A 17,447-nucleotide genomic window follows, 5' to 3' on the forward strand; every position below is an offset into this window, starting at 1 on the left:
CGTCTGTCAATGTGACGATGGGATGTGAAATGCTTTTCTTTTTCGGTAAAAAGCCGTCGTGCCGAGCGCTTGGTTTGCCGCCCATTCAAACTTCTCTAAATCATGGCTGGTGACGGCTCTGTCCCGTCTGCTCCATTTAATGGCACGGACAAAGTAATACCCTTTAATCGGCGCCATGGTGACTTTGGAATGCGGAAAATCTTCAAAGACAAATTCAATATTTCCTCTTTTTTTATAGGACATTTGAAGAATCTTCATCTTCCATCACCTCACAGCATCTTGATTATGATCGGCACAAGCGGTCCAAAACGGCTTTCACATCTGTCGGCCCTTCAAGTTTCGCGGCGGACTGGCCCGCCCATAAAGACATGTACTCCGCATCTCCCGATTGAGCCGCATGCCCGCGCATCGGCTTTGTGAGCGTATTATGCAGCGGATAAGGCAGCGTTTTTCCCTCGTCAGCTTCATATGTTTTCATGAACTGATTCACAATTCCGCGCGCCTGTTTTCCCGAAAACAAGGTGGTCAGCCGTGTGTCGGCTCCTTTTGATTCGGCAATGGCTTTTTGATATGCCGGTGAAGCGCTGCTTTCTTCACAAAGGAGAAACGGCGTGCCGACTTGAACGCCGTCCGCACCCAAACATCGGGCCGCCTGCACCCCGCGGCGGTCAAAAATGCCGCCTGCCGCAATGACCGGGATATTCAGCGCGTCTTTAGCCTGCGGAATGAGCGCCATAAGACCGAGAGCCGGTTCTCCTTTAACCGGCAGAAACGATCCGCGATGTCCCCCGGCTTCTATTCCTTGTAGGATAACGGCGTCCATTCCCCGCTCTTCAAAAGCCTTCGCCTCCTCCGGCGTTGTCGCCGTGCCGAACAGGAAGCAGCCGTTTTTCTTCAGCTTTTCCGCCGTTTCTTCCGGCGGCAGGCCGAAGGTGAATGAGCACGCTTTGACCCCGTAACGGATCAGAAGCTCCGCTTTTTCTTCAAAATCGTTCCACTCTTCTTTCAGATCGGAGAACGGCTTGGCGTCTTTTGCCCTCGGGATGCGCGCTTTCCATTGTTCAACCAGTTCCTCCTCGGGCATCTTCCTTTCTTCCGGGACGAACAGATTCACTTGAAAGGAGCGGCCGGTCAGGTCTTTCATCTCGATAAGCTGTTTTTCAAGCGCCGGCGGGCTGACGTACCCTGAAGCGAGACTTCCGAGCGCCCCTTCATTTGATACCGCCGCAGCCAGGCGCGGCGTGACAAGCCCTCCGGCCATCGGCGCCTGAATGACCGGCTTTGTTAATGATAATGCGTCCATCCATTCACTCATTTGCGGCTGCCTCCGCTTCAGCGTGGATTTTGATATAACATGTTCTGTTTCGCGGACCGTCAAATTCGCAAAAATAAATGCCCTGCCACGTTCCGAGGATCAGGCGCCCGCCTTCTATGATGACATGCTGGGATGCGCCCGTTGTACTCGCCTTCATATGTGCCGCCGTATTTCCCTCCATATGCCGGTCCAGTTCGTGCTTCCACGGATACACTTCGTCAAACCTGCGGAGCATATCCTTTTTCACATCCGGGTCGGCATTTTCATTGATGGTAATGCCGGCGGTGGTATGGGGACAGTATATGAGCGCCAAACCGTTTTTCACGCCTGTTTCGCGGAGAAACGCTTCGGCTTCATGTGTGATGTCGATCATTTCATCCCGTCTGTTTGTTTGAATCTGCAATTGTTTCAGCATATGAATGCCTCCTCTCTTTTTCTTTCCCTTTCCCATATTCGTTTCTGTATTTGTCTTTTCCTGTCGGATCGCGATGATAAACGCAGATCATAAAAAACTTCAGCCCCAAAACTGAAGTTTTTCACCATATATATACGCGGGCCTCATAAGGCTTTAAAAGGAAGGATGTCACATGCCGATGCGGCGGTGTTTCCATGTTTGCGAGCACGAGCGCATCGGCGGCAAGCGGATAACCGGGGTGCCTGTATAATGCGGGAGTTTTAGACAGATTGGTGATGATCAGGGCGGTTGTTGTTCCGTTTTTTCTTAAGTAGGCATAAATCTGCCGGTCTTTTGGAAGCAGCAATTCATAAGTTCCGCTGATCAATACGTCATGTTCTTTCCTGAGGGCGATCAGCCGTTTGTAGAAATGGTATACGGAAGTTTCATCCTTCATTTGCGATGCAGCGTTCAGCCATGTGTGGTTCGGATTCACCCCGAGCCACGGAGAAACATCAGAAAACCCGCCGTTCGCCGTCCCGCTCCATTGCATCGGTGTCCGTGAATTATCCCGGCCCTTCTTCCAGATCGTCTTCATCACTTTTTCATGCGGAACGCCGCGGGACGTCTCTTTTTCATACAGCTGTTTGATTGTGACGTCGTCGTAATCTTCAATGGATGGGAACGACACATTGGTCATGCCGAGCTCCTGTCCCTGGTAAATAAACGGCGTGCCTTTCATCAGCATATACATCGCGGCAAGTGCCTTAGCGCTTTCTGTCAAAAACCGTTCGTCACCCCATACCGAAACGGATCGGGGCTGGTCGTGATTTTCCATAAATAACGCATTCCAGCCCTTTCCTTCAAGGCTGTTCTGCCAGTCGGACAAAATGCGCTTAAGCGCCGGGATGCAAATGCCTTGATCATCATCCGTATCCCAAAGGCCGAGGTGTTCAAATTGAAAAATCATATGGAAGACGCCGTTTTCTTCACCGGCCCAATCAGCTGCCTCCCAAGCCGTCACCCCGTTCGCCTCGCCGACCGTCATGATCGGATAATGTGAAAATGTTTCACGCTTCAGCTCTTTTAAGAGATCCACGATGCCTTCTGTATTCATATGATACGGGAAGGACGGGACATACGGGAGACCGTCCGGATTCGGCATGTCAGGGAGCCCTTCTTTTTTCTTGATGTGAGAAATGGCATCCACCCGGAAGCCGTCAATGCCTTTATCAAGCCACCAGCGGATCATCTCATAAACGGACTGCCTCATCGTTTCGTTTTCCCAATTTAAATCAGGCTGTTTTTTATCAAACAGGTGAAGGTAATACTGGTTTGTCTTTTGATCATATTCCCACGCCGATCCGCCGAAAATGCTTTCCCAATTGTTCGGCTCTTTGCCGTTTTTTCCGTCTCTCCAAATGTACCAGTCCCGTTTTTCAGAATCTTTCGCTGAGCGCGATTCGATAAACCAAGGATGTTCATCACTCGTATGGTTGACGACGAGGTCTATAATCAGCTTCATGCCGAGCGCATGGATATCCGCGAGGAGCCGGTCAAAATCCTCCATCGTCCCGAATTCTTCAGCAATTTGTTTGTAATTTCGAATATCGTAGCCGTTGTCGGCGCCCGGCGAGTCAAAAACGGGGCAAAGCCAGATCACATCAGCCCCCAACTCTTTTATGTAATGAAGCTTTGCTCTGATGCCGTTCATGTCGCCGATTCCGTCCCCGTTCGAATCCATAAAGCTGCGGGGATAAATTTGATAGACGGACGCCGTTTTCCACCAATCCGTTTTCATACCGTCCACTCCTTTCTTTACAGCATATGAAGGAGCGGGATGAAGAAGCATTTTTTTCGCAAAAAAAGCCTCATTGCAAAAGCAGGAGGCTCAGAAATCTGTTTTTTTAATTTCAACAAAGCGGATATGGTGGTCTTCTGCTTCAAGCACCTTGAATTCGCACCCTTCAGCATGAAACACATCACCGTTTTTCAGCTCCATTTTTTGTGTGAGGAGCCAGCCCGCAATCGTGTCTATGTCTTCATTTTCGATCGCGATATCAAGAAGATCATTCACCTCTTCTATCAGCGCTTTTCCGTCCATCACATAATGATGCTCGCCTTTTTTGACGATGTGGGGCATTTCATCCTGGTCATATTCATCACGGATTTCGCCGACGATTTCCTCCAATATGTCTTCGACAGTCACAAGTCCCGCCGTACCTCCGTATTCGTCAACAAGAATCGCCATATGAATCCGCTCCTTCTGCATGCGGATCAACAGCTCTTGAACAGGGATGCTTTCAATGACTCTGATGACCGGACGCATAATTTCTTTTAACTCGATGGAGCGGCCGAGAAAATACGCTTTAAATAAATCCTTGTTGTTAATAATGCCGAGAATGTGGTCTTTATCTTCCTTAATGACCGGATATCGCGTATACCGCTCGTTGATGATCAGATGAATGGCTTCATCAACTGACTGCTCGAGCGAGATGGCGGCGATTTCGGTGCGCGGCACCATGATTTCTCTGGCGACACGGTTATCGAATTCAAATATTTTGTTGACGTAACGGAATTCGGATTGATTGATTTGACCTTTTTTATAGCTTTCAGACAAAATCAGCCGCAATTCCTCTTCACTGACCACGACTTCATGTTCTTTCACCGAATGAAATCCGAACAGCTTGACCAAAAATCCGGCTGAGCCGTTTAACAGCTTGATAAACGGATACATCACTTTATAAAAGAGGATGAGCGGTTTTGCCGTCCACAGACTGACGGCTTCAGCTTTTTGAATGGATATCGTTTTCGGCGCAAGCTCCCCGATGACGACGTGCAGATACGTGACGGCGATAAACGCCGCAATAAACGTGACGACGTGCGTAATGGATGACGGCATTCCGATCAGACTGAAAACAGGATGAAGAAGCCGCTGAATCGTCGGTTCGCCGAGCCAGCCGAGTCCGAGCGCCGTAATCGTAATGCCGAGCTGGCACGCTGATAAATACTCGTCGAGATTTGTAATCACCCGGTGCGCCGCAAGCGCCCGGCTGTCTCCGGTTTCAACCAGCTCCGCAATTTTTGAACCGCGGATTTTGACAATCGCAAATTCCGCAGCGACAAAGATGGCCGTTAATCCGATTAACAGCATAATGAGAATCAGTTTTAATATAAGCAAAAAAACCCCTACCGCAAACGGTAAGGGGCCACCTCCTTCGTGTTAATTCTCATCACGACCATTTAAGAAAATCATCACAAAACGAAGCAGCTCGAATAATGAAACGAGCGCCGCAGCCACATACGTCAGCGCAGCGGCGTTCAGCACTTTATTCACGCCGTGTTCTTCACTGTTGCGAATGAATCCTTCCGACACGATAATCCGCTTCGCCCTCGCGCTGGCATTAAACTCGACAGGCAGTGTGACAAGCTGGAAAAAAACAGCGGCAGAAAACAAAATAATGCCAAGCCCGATTAAATTCAAGCTGCCAAGGAGCATTCCGCCCAAGAAAAGCAGAGGGGCGACCCCTGAGGCAAAATTGACGACCGGAAAAATTTTGTGCCTCAGCACAAGCGCGCCGTATGATTCCTGGTGCTGCAAAGCATGTCCGACTTCATGGGAAGCGACGGAAATGGCGGAAATGGAGCGGCCGTAATATACCGGCTCAGATAAACGCACCACCCGCTCCGTCGGGTCGTAATGGTCTGTTAAAGTGCCTCTTACCGGTTCTACCGGCACATCATATAAACCGTTTATATCAAGAATCCGTCTTGCCGTTTCCGCCCCGGTCCGCTGACTGGAAGCTTCCACGTCTGAGTATTTCTGAAAATTACTTTTCACTTTAAATTGTGCCCAAAACGACAATCCCAATGCAGCAATTGTTAAAAAGACAAACAGCATATTATCCTCTTCCTTTTTCTCTTATATCGTACGATCTGCTTATATATTATTTTAATGATTGCCCGCTTTCCTGTACAGAAATCCGCTTCTTTTTTCTGACAGGAATCAATCCTCCGAGCAAAATCAGAACACATCCGGCCATTGCGGTATAAAACGGAAACGTGCCGACAGTCCCTTTTGCGAAAGCGAGCCATGAAAAGCTGCCGGACATATGATCATATCCATTTAAATCGAAAATAAGCAATACGGCCGCTGAAGCGAGCAGCTGCGCTCCGGCCAGCGCCGCCAGCAGTTTTTGAATGACTGTCATCTGACTCACCCTTTTTCGGTCCGCTTTCTTTATCATATGAAAAAATGAAGGTGAATATGTTTTCGCTGATTTTTGAAAGACATCAAACGAACTGGGACATACTGTATAAAAAAGATACAGGTGTGATCCATCATGAAAGTGACAAATGGCGAAAAAGAACAGCTGAGCAATGCGATAGACAGAATGAATGAGGGGCTTGACGCCTTCATCCAGCTCTATAATGAATCGGAAAACGACGAACCTCTCATTCAGTTTGAAGAGGAGACGGCCGATTTAATCAAACAGGCGCGTGACTCATACGGGCAGGAACAGCTGAATGAAAAATTAAACACCATTATTAAGCAGATTTTGTCCATCTCTTTGTCGAAAGAGGAGCAGGCCGAATGAAATCAAACCGTATCTTTATTTCCTGGCTGAGATGGCCGTTATATATCCGGATCGGACTGATCATTATCGCCTTGATCTTATTGTTCGGCCAATTGATTTACATGCTTGAACCGAAGCAATTCACGTCTGTGTTTGAAGGGGTTTGGTGGGCGGTTATTACGGTAGCCACGGTCGGTTACGGCGATTATGTTCCGCAGACTCCGCTCGGGCAGATTGCCGCCATGGTGCTTGTATTAAGCGGAGCGAGTTTTGTGACCGCCTATTTCGCTACGCTTTCTTCAGCCGTGTTCAGCAAACAGCACCGTTATATCGAAGGGAAGGTCGCCTTTAAAGGCAAGGGGCACGTCATTCTTATCGGATGGAATGAGAAGTCGCATATGCTGCTGAAAGAACTGCAGCACATCGCACCGTCAAAAACTGTCGTCCTGATTGATGATTCATTAAGGGAAGGGCCGCTTATTGAAAATGTCCATTTCATCCGCGGACATGCCGCTGATGACAGCACGCTCAATAAAGCGAATATTATGGAAGCCGATACCGTCATTCTGACAGCAGACCAGCAGAAAAATGAATCCGAAGCTGATATGCTTTCGGTATTAACGCTTCTCGCCATCAAAGGGCTGCATCCGTCCGTTTATTGTATCGTGGAAATTTTAACGGAACGGTATGTCAAAAACGCCGAACGTGCAGGAGCCAATAAGATTCTGTGCACATCACGCCTGTCGAGCCGGGTGATGTTTGAGCATTACCGGGTCAAGATGCAGCTTGCCAAGCCGCAGACGCTGTCCGACCTGACGCTGGAGAAAAAGGTTCGCATCATTCCCGTCCCCGAGGAATTAAAGGGCTCCTCTTATCATGATTGTGCGCGCTATTATCTCAAACGGAATACAACGATTATCGGCATACAAAAAGAAGAGGGGCCGATGCTGACCCCTCCTCTGTCATACCAGGTGCTCAGTACTGATCTTTTTTTGGCGCTTTAATGCAGCAGGACATCTTCCAGCTCTTTCACGAGCGAGATGCCGATATCTATATATGAGCGGTCAATTGCCGCACCCCGGCGTTTCGGCTCGGAGAATTGGTTGAATAATGATTCAAAAACTCCGCCCCCTGCTGCATCATCCGTTTCCTGCTGATAGACGTGCCTCAGCAAAAAGGGTGTGCCGATTGTAACGGCCGTTCCCCGTTCATCAAGGCGTCCTTTATTTGCTTCAACAGGGATACGGAGAAACAAATAGCCGTCCTGATCGGAAATTTTGTAATCAAAGAATCCCCGGTCATATTCCCAGCCGCCTCCGATGGTATAACCGATCGGTTTCAGCACCTGTTCCAATTCGCGGAGTAAAAAAGACTGTCCTTCAAGTGAAGATGGTATGCTGATCATGTAAATACGCTCCTTTTAGTCTTTAGCGTCCCCCGTCTGCGATATCTTCATACGGCTTCCGCAAAGAATCAGGAGCAGCAGACAGACGCTGAAAAGAGGTAACGGCGCATTCAATCAGAACATACGTCACAATTGCGGAGAGAGCGGCATCCGGCGAAATGAGGAAAACGACGGCATACAGACAGCACTTCGTAATGAGCGAATGCATCCGGCCCATCTTCAGTTTCAGCCGGACCATATCCGTAAACAAGCCGAGGGGAAGAGCGAAAAAAAAGATCGTTTGTAAGAGGGAAGCAGAGGACGGGTTCAGCGCAAAAAAGACAATAGCAGCGGAACAGAAGGAAATGACGGTATGCTTACATAAGAGCCGTGTCAATTCATCATCACACCTTTCACGGTTTAAAAAAGGCTGACCCGTCATGCGGGCCAGCCATTCTTTTTATTTCTCAAGGCGTTTTTCAAGCTCTGCTTTTTTCTCTTCAAAGCCCGGTTTGCCGAGAAGCGCGAACATGTTCACCTTGTAGGCTTCAACACCCGGCTGATCAAACGGGTTGACTCCGAGCAGATAACCGCTCATTGCCACTGCTTTTTCAAAGAAATAGACGAGATATCCAAATGTATATGCGTTAAGCTCCGGAATGTTGACGATTAAGTTCGGCACTTTTCCGTCTGTATGAGCCAGCATCGTACCTTGGAACGCTTTTTTATTGACGAAATCGACCGTTTTGCCGGCTAAGTAGTTTAAGCCGTCGAGATCATTTTCCGCTTCTTCAATTGTCAGCTCATGCTTCGGTTTTTCTACGTTTAATACAGTTTCAAACAGATCGCGTCTGCCTTCCTGCACGTATTGGCCGAGAGAGTGAAGGTCTGTTGAGAAGTTAGCGGAGGAAGGATAAATTCCTTTCTCGTCTTTTCCTTCACTTTCACCGAAGAGCTGCTTCCACCATTCTGCAAAGTACTGCAGGGCTGGCTCATAGTTAATGAGCATTTCAATGGTTCTGCCTTTATTGTACAGAACGTTGCGGACGACGGCATATTGGTAAGCCGCATTCTCTTCTAATTCCGAGCTGGAAAAGTCTTTGCTTGCATCAAACGCGCCCTTCATCATTTCGTCGATATCAGCCCCGCTTACCGCAATCGGCAGAAGACCCACCGCAGTCAGAACGGAGAAACGTCCGCCGACATCATCAGGAATAACGAATGATTCGAATCCTTCTTCGTTAGAAAGCGTTTTTAAAGCGCCGCGCTCTTTGTCAGTTGTCGCGTAAATCCGCGCTTTCGCTTCTTCTTTTCCGTATTTTTCTTCAAGAAGTTTGCGGAAAATCCGGAAAGCGATGGCAGGTTCCGTCGTCGTTCCTGACTTAGAAATGACATTGATAGAGAAATCAGCGTCTTCCAAAAGATCCATAACGTCTTTCATATAAGTTGAGCTGATATTGTTGCCGATAAAGATGACTTGAGGGTTTTTGCGTTTATCTTTCGGCAAGACGTTATAGAAAGAATGGTTGAGCGCTTCAATCGCCGCGCGGGCGCCTAAGTATGAACCGCCGATTCCGACGACGAGAAGCACGTCTGAATCTGATTTGATTTTTTCAGCGCTTTTTTTAATGCGCGCAAATTCTTCTTTATCGTAGTTTTCAGGGAGGTCCACCCAGCCTAAAAAGTCGCTTCCGGCGCCTGTTTTTTCATGGATATTATGGTGTGCCGTTTTTACGAAATCACGTGCGTATGTAAGTTCATGTTCATTGAAAAAAGGTAACGCTCTTGAGTAATCAAAGCGTACATGCGTCATTTGCTTGTCCCTCCATCACGGTGAATTGTTTTCTCTTCCACTTTATATGAACTCTACCTCTAAATCAAGTCATGAAGAAGGCCTGACGGGTACGGGATTTGCGCTAAAGACGCATTCATTTTTTCATACAATATCTCGGTTTTGAGATAGGTATTGTACAGAACGTTATATTTGTATGCATGGTGAGAAGGATCACTAATCAGATGACGAAAAATGCAGTAAAGGTGAATGCACGCACGATAAATCAAATACTTCCATTTTTAAAAATAGTGTCTATATTTGGGTTATCATGTTAAGATGAAAATAATTTCAAACCGGGAGGTGACTTTATGACTAAAACCATTGGTCTTATTTGTGGAAGTTTACGAAAAAACTCGTATAATCGAGCAATTGCTCAATCATTGATTGACTTGGATCATTCGGCGCAATTTCGTTGGATTGAAATAGACCGTCTTCCTTTTTTTAACGAAGATTTAGAAATGGCCGGAGCGCCAGAATCCGTAACATCCTTTAGAGCAGATATACAAGACGTTGACGGCGTCATCATTGTAAGTCCAGAGTACAATTCCGGAATGCCGGGGGTATTAAAAAATGCATTGGACTGGGCATCGAGGCCTCGGACCTCTTCTGTGTTCAACAGAAAACCGGTTGGCTTAATCGGAGCAACCCCCGGAGGGTTCGGTACTGCCTTTAGCCAAATGCAAATGAGAGAAGTACTCGAAGCTATGCAAGTCAATGTGCTGCCCTTTCAAAAAATGCTGATTTCGCAAGTCCATAAGAAAATTGATTCCACTCAAAATATACTTACGGATGAACAAACAAACCGTTATCTTCAACGCTATTTACAACAGTTCATCCATTGGATTGATCATGCTCCGGTTCCCGTTCTAGATTAATAGAAGGATCATAACCCTCACTAAAAGTCACCTCAGAAGCTTTCTACATAATTCTTAGATGCCTTTGACAAACTTACTTAATGAATTTAAGGAGGATGATAAAATGTCTGATCTTTATTCCCGTCTTTCAAAAGATGATGCTGCTGTTCTTTTGGTGGATCATCAAACCGGCCTTATTTCCGGTCTAGTACGTGACTATGGTGTTGATGAATTTAAGAATAATGTATTGGCTCTTGGCGATACGGCTAAATTCTTTGATTTACCGGTTATTTTAACAACGAGTTTCGAAAACGGACCTAATGGCCCACTCATGCAGGAATTGACGGATCTCTTTCCTGATGCACCAAAAATAGCGCGTCCAGGACAAATTAATGCATGGGATAACGAAGATTTTGTGAAAGCCATTAAAGCGACTGGAAAAAAACAACTTATTATCGCAGGTGTAGTTACAGATGTCTGCGTTGCGTTTCCTGCACTTTCCGCAATCAAAGCAGGTTACGAAGTGTTTGTTGTGACAGATGCTTCGGGAACATTCAGTAAGCAAGTAGCAGATGCATCATTAACCCGTATGGCTCATGGGGGCGCACAGCTTATGAACTGGTTTAGTGTAGCATGCGAGTTACAACGTGATTGGCGCAACGATGTTGAAGGGTTTGGCGCATTAATTTCCAGTCATCTTCCTGGTTACCAAAACTTAATGGGGAGCTATATGGGGGCGCAGCGAGATCTTAGTACACAGAATGCATAAAAAAGAGCGCTGATTTAATCAGCGCTCTTTTTTATTCTTACTTTCCATAGTTGTTTCAGTGCAAGGAGTGTTTCACTTGCTCCTGATTCACTCATAGAAAATCCGATAGATCTGCAGGATGTGATCTTACAGAGACGCCTTCAGGATGGCAAGCACGTCATCTTTGTTCAGTTTTTGGAAATTGCCGAATCCGCCGTGTTCCATTTCTTTTGCGGCGATATCTGCGATCAGCTCAAGCTTGTCTTCGCCGATGTCATAATCCGCAAGACGGGACGGCGCGCCGAGGCTTGACCAGAACGCTGATAACTTATCGATTCCTTCTAAAGCAATTTCTTTATCTGTTTTGCCTTCGGTATCAATGTCAAACATGTTGAGCATGAGGTTTTTAAAACGGTCTACATTTGTATCAAGCGTGTATCTCATCCAATTCGGGAACAGAATCGCAAGTCCTCCCGCGTGAGGGATGTCATAAACCGCTGATACGGCGTGCTCCATCGTGTGGGAAGCCCAATCGCCGAAATAGCCCATTTGCAGCGTGCCGTTTAAAGCGATCGTACCCGCGTATAAAATCGTTTCGCGATGCTTGTAATTCCCGAGGTCTTCCAAAAGTTTCGGCGCTGTTTCAATCACCGTCTGAAGGACCGCAAAGCACATTCTGTCCTGAAGCGGCGTATTTTCAACATTGTGGAAGTATTGTTCGAATACGTGGCTCATCATATCCACCATGCCGTAAACGGTTTGGTTTTCCGGAACGCTGAATGTATTCTCAGGGTCTAAAATAGAGAAACGCGGATGAGTGACATTGCTGCCCCATACGTATTTTTCATTCGTTTCCCAATTTGTGATAACGGAATCAGGGTTCATTTCAGAGCCTGTCGCCGCAAGCGTCAGCACCGTGCCGAACGGAAGCGCGTCCTGTGCCGTTACTTTTTTGCTGTAAATGTCCCATGCGTCTCCGTCATACTTCGCTCCGGCCGCAATCGCTTTTGTACAGTCGATGACGCTTCCGCCGCCGACTGCAAGAAGAAAATCAATTTCATGCTGTCTGCACAGCTCAATTCCTTTATTCACCGTTGCCAGACGCGGATTCGGTTCAACGCCCGCAAGCTCATAAACGGCTGCGCCTTCTTCTTTTAAGATGCCTGTTACTTGGTCATACAGGCCGTTTCGCTTAATGCTGCCGCCTCCGTATACAAGCAGCACGTTTTTCCCGTATTGTTTCAGCTCTTTTTTCAATTGGTCGATTTGACCTTTTCCGAAAATCAGTTTCGTCGGATTGTAGTACGTAAAGTTCTCCATTTATCATAACCTCCAAAAAAAATCGTAAGGGAATTACTATAACACAGAAAAAAAGGAGCTGCCAGTTCGGCCGCCCCCTTTATTCTATTACAATGATGCCTTCAGTATCGCAAGCACATCTTCTTTCTGAAGTGATTTGAACTGTCCGAATGCACCGTTTGCCATCGCTTTATCTGCAATCGTATCCAGCTTTTCATCTGAAATATCATAATCAGCGAGTCTGTTCGGAGCGCCGAGGCTCGTCCAGAAAGCAGACAGCTTGCTGATCCCTTCAAGCGCGATCTCTTCATCTGATCTGCCTGCCTCGTCAATATCAAAAACACGGACGGCAAGCTGCTTAAAGCGGGCCGGATTTTCTTTGAGCACATGTCTCATCCAGTTCGGGAACAGGATCGCCAAACCTCCGGCGTGCGGGATATCGTACACCGCTGACACCGCATGCTCGATGTTGTGTGTAGCCCAATCCCCTCTTGCGCCCATTGACAGCATTCCGTTTAATGCGATGGTGCCTGTATATAAAATGGTCTCACGAAGCTCATAGTTCTCCAGATCATTGATCAGCTTCGGCGCTGTTTCAATCACCGTGCGCAGAAGTGATTCACACATCCGGTCCTGATACGGCGTGTTTGACGTGTGGTGGAAATATTGTTCAAACACATGGCTCATCATATCGACCATGCCGTAAATGGTGTGGTCTTTCGGAACGGTAAATGTGTTTACCGGATCAAGAATAGAGAATTTAGGATAAACGAGCGGGCTTCCCCATCCGTATTTCTCCTGTGTCTCCCAGTTTGTGATCACTGATCCGGCGTTCATTTCCGAACCGGTCGCCGCAAGTGTCAGCACTGTTCCGAACGGCAGCGCTTCTTTCGGCTGGTGTTTTTTCGTGACGATATCCCACGCATCACCATCATATTTAGCGCCCACGGCGATGGCTTTCGTGCAGTCAATGACACTTCCGCCGCCGACGGCCAATAAGAAATCGATGTTGTTTTCTTTACAGAGCGCAACACCTTTGTTCACCGTTGAGACACGCGGATTCGGCTCTACGCCTGCCAATTCATGTACCGTAACTCCTGCTTTTTTCAGCAGCTCGGTTACTTGATCATAAAGACCGCTGCGCTTAATGCTGCCGCCTCCGTATACGAGCAGCACGTTTTTTCCGTACGGCTTGATTTCTTCTGGAAGCTTTTCAACCTCTCCCTTTCCGAAAATCAATTTTGTCGGATTCCAATATGTAAAGTTTTGCATGACATCTCCTCCTTTGGATTTATATTATGCAGAAAGTTGACGTTCAATGTAAAGCAATCCGCTTTTTTGACGGCACATCACACAGTTTCATGACAGCGGGTTCACGGGAAAGGCACTGGTACAGCATGAGACAGTGTGTGTTTTTACACGGCGGAGAATGAAACATGCATAGTTTCTTTGCTTTGTCACAATCTATAACTGTTTCACGAATTCATAGAGGAGGTTGTTTACATGAGTGTTATTCAGCGTATCTGTCTCGTTTTAACAATTATCGGCGCGATTAACTGGGGACTGATCGGATTTTTCCAATTTGATTTAGTAGCAGCCATCTTCGGCGGCCAAGGATCAGCTCTGTCGCGGATTATTTACGGCCTTGTCGGCATCGCCGGTCTCATCAATCTCGGCCTGCTGTTTAAGCCGAACGAAGAAACATCCCGCGAGGAAGCGGCAAATCCAGAAGTCAGATAAACATAAAAAAAGCACCGAACATACATATCCGGTGCTTTTTTTGATGCTTATTTTTTGATAAGGTCTTTGCGGTTAGACTGTTCGATCCACTCTTCAAGCTTATCTTTCAGTGTGTTGAAACCTTGCGGAGCAGATGTTTCTTCAGAAACTTGAGCCGCTTTCGGTTTTCTTGGCTTGCTTTCTTTTCTTTCAGGCGCTGCTTGAGTCGCACGGATAGAAAGGCTGATTTTACCTTTTTCTTCGTCAACTGCAAGAACTTTTACTTGTACTTCGTCACCGATAGAAAGGTGCTCGTTAATGTCTTTTACGAAACCGTGAGTGACTTCAGAAATGTGAACAAGTCCTTGAGTTTCTTCATCTAATGCAACAAACGCACCATACGCTTGTAATCCTGTTACTTTACCAGTGTAAACACTGCCCACTTCAAATTTTGCTGCCATTCATAACAACTCCTAAGTTAAATTAAATACAGTTTATACGCAATTTAAAATTATATCATACAAGTTTGTTTTTCGCAAAGGGAACTTTTTTGTATGATGATGTTTAAGCACAGAAAAAGGTGGGTATACTATGATTACGAAGGCTTTCTAGTATTCCCCCCCTTTTATTTGGATGCGAACCGGGTTCGTATCTTTTTTTATGCCCTTTTTTCAACAAACCGTTTGATTCTGACGAGCGCTTCCTGAATCTGCTCAATAGATGTTGCATAGGAGCATCTGATGTACCCTTCGCCGCTCGGGCCGAATACATTCCCCGGAACGACGGCTACTTTTTCTTCAAGAAGCAGCTGTTCCGCGAACTCTTCTGAACTCATGCCTGTCGATTGAATGGAAGGAAAAGCGTAAAACGCTCCGCCGGGATGGTGGCAGCCGAGTCCGATTTCGTTCAATGTTTCCACAATCAGATTTCGGCGTCTCCGATAGCTTTTTTTCATTCGTTCGACGTCTTCCTGACCGTTTTTCAAACCTTCAAGCGCTGCGTACTGCGCCATAGAAGGCGCGCACATCATCGCGTGCTGATGAATTTTGAGCATGGCATCTCTGATTACGGGAGGCGCCGCCGTAAATCCGAGTCTCCATCCCGTCATGGCAAATGCTTTGGAGAACCCTGAAATCAGAATCGTCCGCTCCTTCATGCCGCGGATGGCCCCCATGCTCGTGAATGGCTCATCATACGTCAGCTCGGCATAAATTTCATCGGCAAGCACAATCAAGTCATGTTTTTCAGCGAAGGCAGCGATCGATTCAAGTTCTTCTTTCGAATAGACGGAACCGGTCGGGTTTGACGGCGAGCAAAGAAGCAGCGCTTTCGTTTTGTCCGTCAGGGCCGCTTCAAAATCGGCCGGGGATGCTTTGAAACCTTTTGCAGCGACAGTCTGAATCGGCACCGGCTTCGCCCCCGTCAGCGTCACGAGTGATTCATATGCGACAAAACACGGTTCGGGAATTAACATTTCCTCTCCGGGATTCATAATGGCGCGGACAGCGAGATCAAGCGCCTGGCTTGCCCCTACCGTAACAATCAGTTCACTGTCAGGCGAATAATTCAGGCCGAACCGCTGATCTAAATAGCGGCTGATCTCTTCTCTCAATTCATAAAGACCCGCATTTGCGGTATAAGCCGTGTAGCCCTGTTCTAAAGAAAGAATACTCGCTTCCCTCACGTTCCAAGCCGTCACAAAGTCAGGCTCTCCCACTCCCAGTGAAATGACGCCTTCCATCGTAGCGGCCAGATCAAAGAATTTGCGGATGCCTGACGGTTTAATCTGCTGCACATAATCCGATAAATAAGAAGTCTTCGTTTCCATTTACGGAGACACCACGATTCTTTTGTCATCGTCTCCGCTTTCAAAGACTTTGCCGTCATGCTTATATTTTTTCAGGATGAAGTGCGTTGTCGTGGAAACGACAGACTCAAGGGTGGACAGTTTTTCAGAAACGAAGCTCGCCACGTCTGACATCGTATTGCCGCGGATGACGACAGATAAGTCATACACCCCTGACATCAGGTACACTGATTCGACTTCCTGGAATCTGTATATCCGTTCAGCAACTTCATCAAAGCCGACATTTCGTTTCGGAGTGACTTTTACGTCAATCATCGCCGTGACGCCTTCCAGCCCGTCAACTTTGCGCCAGTCGATCATCGCCGCATAATCAATGATGACTTTTTCCTTTTCAAGCTTTTCAATGATGCTTTTGACTTCATCAGCGGGAATGTTCGCCATTTTGGCGATCGTTTCCGCATCAACGCGGCTGTTTTCGTCTAAAATTTCTAATATTTCTGTTTCTTTTTCGGTCAGCTTCATACGTTTCACACCTTTGCTTAATCAAAAATCTTCATGACATTATATCATGATTTTCGACAAATGCTAAGAAAAACCCGCAAGAAACCAGAGCTAAAATCTGACAATTAAAAAGCCATTACACTACAACACAGAAAGGACGGAGAAGACGCTCATGGAAGCTGTTTCACCGATTAAACGGGCCGCGATACACGGAGTTGAGCTGTATTACGAGCATTATGAGAATCCCGGCAGACAGACGCTCGTCTGCGTACACGGTTTTTTATCTTCGGCTTTCAGCTTCAGAAAACTGATTCCGCTGCTCAGAAACCATTATGATATTATCGCCGTTGACCTGCCTCCTTTCGGACAATCGGAAAAGTCACGGACGTTCGTATACACTTATGCAAACCTCGCCAAGCTTCTGATCGGACTTTTGGAAAAGCTCAATATCAGCCGGGCCGCGCTCGTCGGCCATTCGATGGGCGGCCAGATTTCCTTATCCGCGTCTTTGCTTAAACCCGAGCTTTTTACTAAAATCGTCCTGCTGTGCAGCTCGGGGTATTTAAAACGCTCGCATCCGTCGATTATAGTCGGAACGCACCTCCCTTGTTTTGACCTGTATCTTAAGTATTGGCTTTCAAAAGACGGCGTGCTGAAAAACCTGTTAAATGTCGTGCACGACCGGACGCTTATCGACCAGGAAATGATTGACGGCTATGAAAAACCATTTACAGACCGCCAGATTTTCAAAGCGATGACAAGGTTCATCAGACACAGGGAGGGCGATTTGGACTCCGAGGATTTGAAGAAAATACAAAACCCCGCGCTCTTAATATGGGGGGAAGAAGACCGGGTCGTGCCGGTTTCAGTTGGAAAACGGCTTCATCACGACCTGCCGGATTCTATTTTATATTCGCTTAAAGATACGGGGCACCTCGTCCCCGAAGAGCGTCCTGAGTTTGTTTCGAAGCGGATTTTTGAATTTGTCCAATAAAAAAACCGGCGTTTCCGCCGG

At 47.0% G+C, this 17,447-nt stretch carries 21 protein-coding genes; 6 read left to right on the forward strand and 15 right to left on the reverse strand.

Annotation, left to right across the window (positions count from 1 at the left end; genetic code table 11):
• Positions 1–6: 6 nt before the first annotated feature.
• The 7 genes from AC1DN5_RS15215 to AC1DN5_RS15245 all read right to left on the reverse strand — a co-directional run bounded on the left by AC1DN5_RS15215 (position 7) and on the right by AC1DN5_RS15245 (position 5,920).
• Entirely contained in the window at positions 7–258 is a 252-nt protein-coding gene (locus AC1DN5_RS15215) for a hypothetical protein (protein ID WP_016938157.1), read from the reverse strand.
• Positions 259–283: 25 nt separating this feature from the next.
• Positions 284–1,315: an NAD(P)H-dependent flavin oxidoreductase gene (locus AC1DN5_RS15220; RefSeq protein ID WP_366969705.1), complete on the reverse strand. Its 1,032-nt coding sequence runs from the start codon at positions 1,313–1,315 to the stop codon at positions 284–286.
• Positions 1,308–1,730 (reverse strand): secondary thiamine-phosphate synthase enzyme YjbQ, encoded by a 423-nt coding sequence (locus AC1DN5_RS15225; RefSeq protein WP_366969706.1) that lies wholly within the window; start codon positions 1,728–1,730, stop codon positions 1,308–1,310. Before AC1DN5_RS15225 ends, AC1DN5_RS15220 begins: the two co-directional genes overlap by 8 nt.
• Before the next feature lie 121 nt (positions 1,731–1,851).
• The gene (locus AC1DN5_RS15230; protein ID WP_366969707.1) at positions 1,852–3,510 is read right to left on the reverse strand and encodes a glycoside hydrolase family 13 protein; all 1,659 of its coding nucleotides are present in this window, start codon (positions 3,508–3,510) and stop codon (positions 1,852–1,854) included.
• Between the two features lie 90 nt (positions 3,511–3,600).
• Positions 3,601–4,890 carry a hemolysin family protein gene (locus AC1DN5_RS15235; RefSeq protein WP_269774397.1) on the reverse strand — a complete coding sequence of 430 codons (1,290 nt, stop codon included), beginning with the start codon at positions 4,888–4,890 and terminating at the stop codon, positions 3,601–3,603.
• Positions 4,891–4,932: 42 nt separating this feature from the next.
• Positions 4,933–5,610, reverse strand: a complete 678-nt coding sequence (locus AC1DN5_RS15240) for a zinc metallopeptidase (protein ID WP_007408641.1) — start codon at positions 5,608–5,610, stop codon at positions 4,933–4,935.
• Positions 5,611–5,656: 46 nt separating this feature from the next.
• On the reverse strand, positions 5,657–5,920 hold the full coding sequence (locus tag AC1DN5_RS15245; protein WP_045925825.1) for a YuzI family membrane protein: 264 nt from the start codon (positions 5,918–5,920) through the stop codon (positions 5,657–5,659).
• A 132-nt stretch (positions 5,921–6,052) separates the two neighbouring features.
• Between AC1DN5_RS15245 and AC1DN5_RS15250 the strand changes: the two genes are divergently transcribed.
• Together AC1DN5_RS15250 and AC1DN5_RS15255 are read left to right on the forward strand one after the other, a co-directional pair.
• Positions 6,053–6,307, forward strand: coding sequence for a protein mistic (locus AC1DN5_RS15250; protein ID WP_366969708.1), 255 nt, complete (start codon positions 6,053–6,055; stop codon positions 6,305–6,307).
• A complete protein-coding gene (locus AC1DN5_RS15255; RefSeq protein ID WP_366969709.1) occupies positions 6,304–7,290 on the forward strand; it encodes a potassium channel family protein in 987 nt (328 codons plus the stop codon). The genes AC1DN5_RS15250 and AC1DN5_RS15255 overlap by 4 nt, the downstream gene beginning before the upstream one ends.
• Here AC1DN5_RS15255 and AC1DN5_RS15260 read toward each other — a convergent pair.
• The 3 genes from AC1DN5_RS15260 to AC1DN5_RS15270 are packed head-to-tail and all read right to left on the reverse strand — an operon-like array spanning position 7,287 to position 9,483.
• Positions 7,287–7,691: a YugN-like family protein gene (locus tag AC1DN5_RS15260; RefSeq protein WP_366969710.1), complete on the reverse strand. Its 405-nt coding sequence runs from the start codon at positions 7,689–7,691 to the stop codon at positions 7,287–7,289. The genes AC1DN5_RS15255 and AC1DN5_RS15260 overlap by 4 nt on opposite strands.
• 22 nt (positions 7,692–7,713) lie before the next feature.
• On the reverse strand, positions 7,714–8,112 hold the full coding sequence (locus AC1DN5_RS15265) for a transporter (protein WP_366969711.1): 399 nt from the start codon (positions 8,110–8,112) through the stop codon (positions 7,714–7,716).
• A gap of 18 nt (positions 8,113–8,130) precedes the next feature.
• The gene (locus AC1DN5_RS15270; protein WP_016938147.1) at positions 8,131–9,483 is read right to left on the reverse strand and encodes a glucose-6-phosphate isomerase; all 1,353 of its coding nucleotides are present in this window, start codon (positions 9,481–9,483) and stop codon (positions 8,131–8,133) included.
• A gap of 329 nt (positions 9,484–9,812) precedes the next feature.
• Here AC1DN5_RS15270 and AC1DN5_RS15275 point away from each other — a divergent pair, with 329 nt between their 5' ends.
• Together AC1DN5_RS15275 and ycaC are read left to right on the forward strand one after the other, a co-directional pair.
• The gene (locus AC1DN5_RS15275; RefSeq protein WP_049627251.1) at positions 9,813–10,379 is read left to right on the forward strand and encodes an NADPH-dependent FMN reductase; all 567 of its coding nucleotides are present in this window, start codon (positions 9,813–9,815) and stop codon (positions 10,377–10,379) included.
• A gap of 103 nt (positions 10,380–10,482) precedes the next feature.
• Positions 10,483–11,127, forward strand: coding sequence for an isochorismate family cysteine hydrolase YcaC (ycaC, locus tag AC1DN5_RS15280; RefSeq protein WP_045925828.1), 645 nt, complete (start codon positions 10,483–10,485; stop codon positions 11,125–11,127).
• A 126-nt stretch (positions 11,128–11,253) separates the two neighbouring features.
• On the opposite strand, the gene AC1DN5_RS15285 is transcribed toward ycaC, so the two are convergent.
• Both AC1DN5_RS15285 and AC1DN5_RS15290 read right to left on the reverse strand, forming a co-directional pair.
• Entirely contained in the window at positions 11,254–12,426 is a 1,173-nt protein-coding gene (locus AC1DN5_RS15285; RefSeq protein WP_327814431.1) for an iron-containing alcohol dehydrogenase, read from the reverse strand.
• Between the two features lie 87 nt (positions 12,427–12,513).
• On the reverse strand, positions 12,514–13,677 hold the full coding sequence (locus AC1DN5_RS15290) for an iron-containing alcohol dehydrogenase (RefSeq protein ID WP_366969712.1): 1,164 nt from the start codon (positions 13,675–13,677) through the stop codon (positions 12,514–12,516).
• A gap of 231 nt (positions 13,678–13,908) precedes the next feature.
• On the opposite strand from AC1DN5_RS15290, the gene AC1DN5_RS15295 reads away from it, so the two are divergent.
• A complete protein-coding gene (locus AC1DN5_RS15295) occupies positions 13,909–14,145 on the forward strand; it encodes a DUF378 domain-containing protein (protein WP_003152104.1) in 237 nt (78 codons plus the stop codon).
• A gap of 47 nt (positions 14,146–14,192) precedes the next feature.
• Here the strand turns inward: AC1DN5_RS15295 and yugI are convergent, their stop codons facing one another.
• From yugI to AC1DN5_RS15310, 3 genes are all read right to left on the reverse strand, one after another.
• Entirely contained in the window at positions 14,193–14,585 is a 393-nt protein-coding gene (gene yugI / locus AC1DN5_RS15300) for a S1 domain-containing post-transcriptional regulator GSP13 (protein ID WP_003152102.1), read from the reverse strand.
• A 197-nt stretch (positions 14,586–14,782) separates the two neighbouring features.
• Positions 14,783–15,952: an aminotransferase gene (locus AC1DN5_RS15305; protein ID WP_045925831.1), complete on the reverse strand. Its 1,170-nt coding sequence runs from the start codon at positions 15,950–15,952 to the stop codon at positions 14,783–14,785.
• Complete coding sequence (locus tag AC1DN5_RS15310) at positions 15,953–16,453, reverse strand: Lrp/AsnC family transcriptional regulator (protein ID WP_016938141.1); 501 nt, start codon at positions 16,451–16,453, stop codon at positions 15,953–15,955.
• Between the two features lie 151 nt (positions 16,454–16,604).
• Here AC1DN5_RS15310 and AC1DN5_RS15315 point away from each other — a divergent pair, with 151 nt between their 5' ends.
• On the forward strand, positions 16,605–17,426 hold the full coding sequence (locus AC1DN5_RS15315) for an alpha/beta fold hydrolase (protein ID WP_366969713.1): 822 nt from the start codon (positions 16,605–16,607) through the stop codon (positions 17,424–17,426).
• The last annotated feature ends 21 nt before the right edge of the window (positions 17,427–17,447 follow it).

It is taken from the genome of Bacillus sp. 01N42_2 (genome assembly GCF_056399565.1).

Coding starts and splice junctions, on each gene's coding strand:
- AC1DN5_RS15215 (WP_016938157.1), bottom strand. CDS start 258: ATGAAGATTCTTCAAATGTCCTATAAAAAAAGAGGAAATATTGAATTT.
- AC1DN5_RS15220 (WP_366969705.1), bottom strand. CDS start 1,315: ATGAGTGAATGGATGGACGCATTATCATTAACAAAGCCGGTCATTCAG.
- AC1DN5_RS15225 (WP_366969706.1), bottom strand. CDS start 1,730: ATGCTGAAACAATTGCAGATTCAAACAAACAGACGGGATGAAATGATC.
- AC1DN5_RS15230 (WP_366969707.1), bottom strand. CDS start 3,510: ATGAAAACGGATTGGTGGAAAACGGCGTCCGTCTATCAAATTTATCCC.
- AC1DN5_RS15240 (WP_007408641.1), bottom strand. CDS start 5,610: ATGCTGTTTGTCTTTTTAACAATTGCTGCATTGGGATTGTCGTTTTGG.
- AC1DN5_RS15245 (WP_045925825.1), bottom strand. CDS start 5,920: ATGACAGTCATTCAAAAACTGCTGGCGGCGCTGGCCGGAGCGCAGCTG.
- AC1DN5_RS15250 (WP_366969708.1), top strand. CDS start 6,053: ATGAAAGTGACAAATGGCGAAAAAGAACAGCTGAGCAATGCGATAGAC.
- AC1DN5_RS15255 (WP_366969709.1), top strand. CDS start 6,304: ATGAAATCAAACCGTATCTTTATTTCCTGGCTGAGATGGCCGTTATAT.
- AC1DN5_RS15260 (WP_366969710.1), bottom strand. CDS start 7,691: ATGATCAGCATACCATCTTCACTTGAAGGACAGTCTTTTTTACTCCGC.
- AC1DN5_RS15265 (WP_366969711.1), bottom strand. CDS start 8,112: ATGACGGGTCAGCCTTTTTTAAACCGTGAAAGGTGTGATGATGAATTG.
- AC1DN5_RS15270 (WP_016938147.1), bottom strand. CDS start 9,483: ATGACGCATGTACGCTTTGATTACTCAAGAGCGTTACCTTTTTTCAAT.
- AC1DN5_RS15275 (WP_049627251.1), top strand. CDS start 9,813: ATGACTAAAACCATTGGTCTTATTTGTGGAAGTTTACGAAAAAACTCG.
- ycaC (WP_045925828.1), top strand. CDS start 10,483: ATGTCTGATCTTTATTCCCGTCTTTCAAAAGATGATGCTGCTGTTCTT.
- AC1DN5_RS15285 (WP_327814431.1), bottom strand. CDS start 12,426: ATGGAGAACTTTACGTACTACAATCCGACGAAACTGATTTTCGGAAAA.
- AC1DN5_RS15290 (WP_366969712.1), bottom strand. CDS start 13,677: ATGCAAAACTTTACATATTGGAATCCGACAAAATTGATTTTCGGAAAG.
- AC1DN5_RS15295 (WP_003152104.1), top strand. CDS start 13,909: ATGAGTGTTATTCAGCGTATCTGTCTCGTTTTAACAATTATCGGCGCG.
- yugI (WP_003152102.1), bottom strand. CDS start 14,585: ATGGCAGCAAAATTTGAAGTGGGCAGTGTTTACACTGGTAAAGTAACA.
- AC1DN5_RS15305 (WP_045925831.1), bottom strand. CDS start 15,952: ATGGAAACGAAGACTTCTTATTTATCGGATTATGTGCAGCAGATTAAA.
- AC1DN5_RS15310 (WP_016938141.1), bottom strand. CDS start 16,453: ATGAAGCTGACCGAAAAAGAAACAGAAATATTAGAAATTTTAGACGAA.
- AC1DN5_RS15315 (WP_366969713.1), top strand. CDS start 16,605: ATGGAAGCTGTTTCACCGATTAAACGGGCCGCGATACACGGAGTTGAG.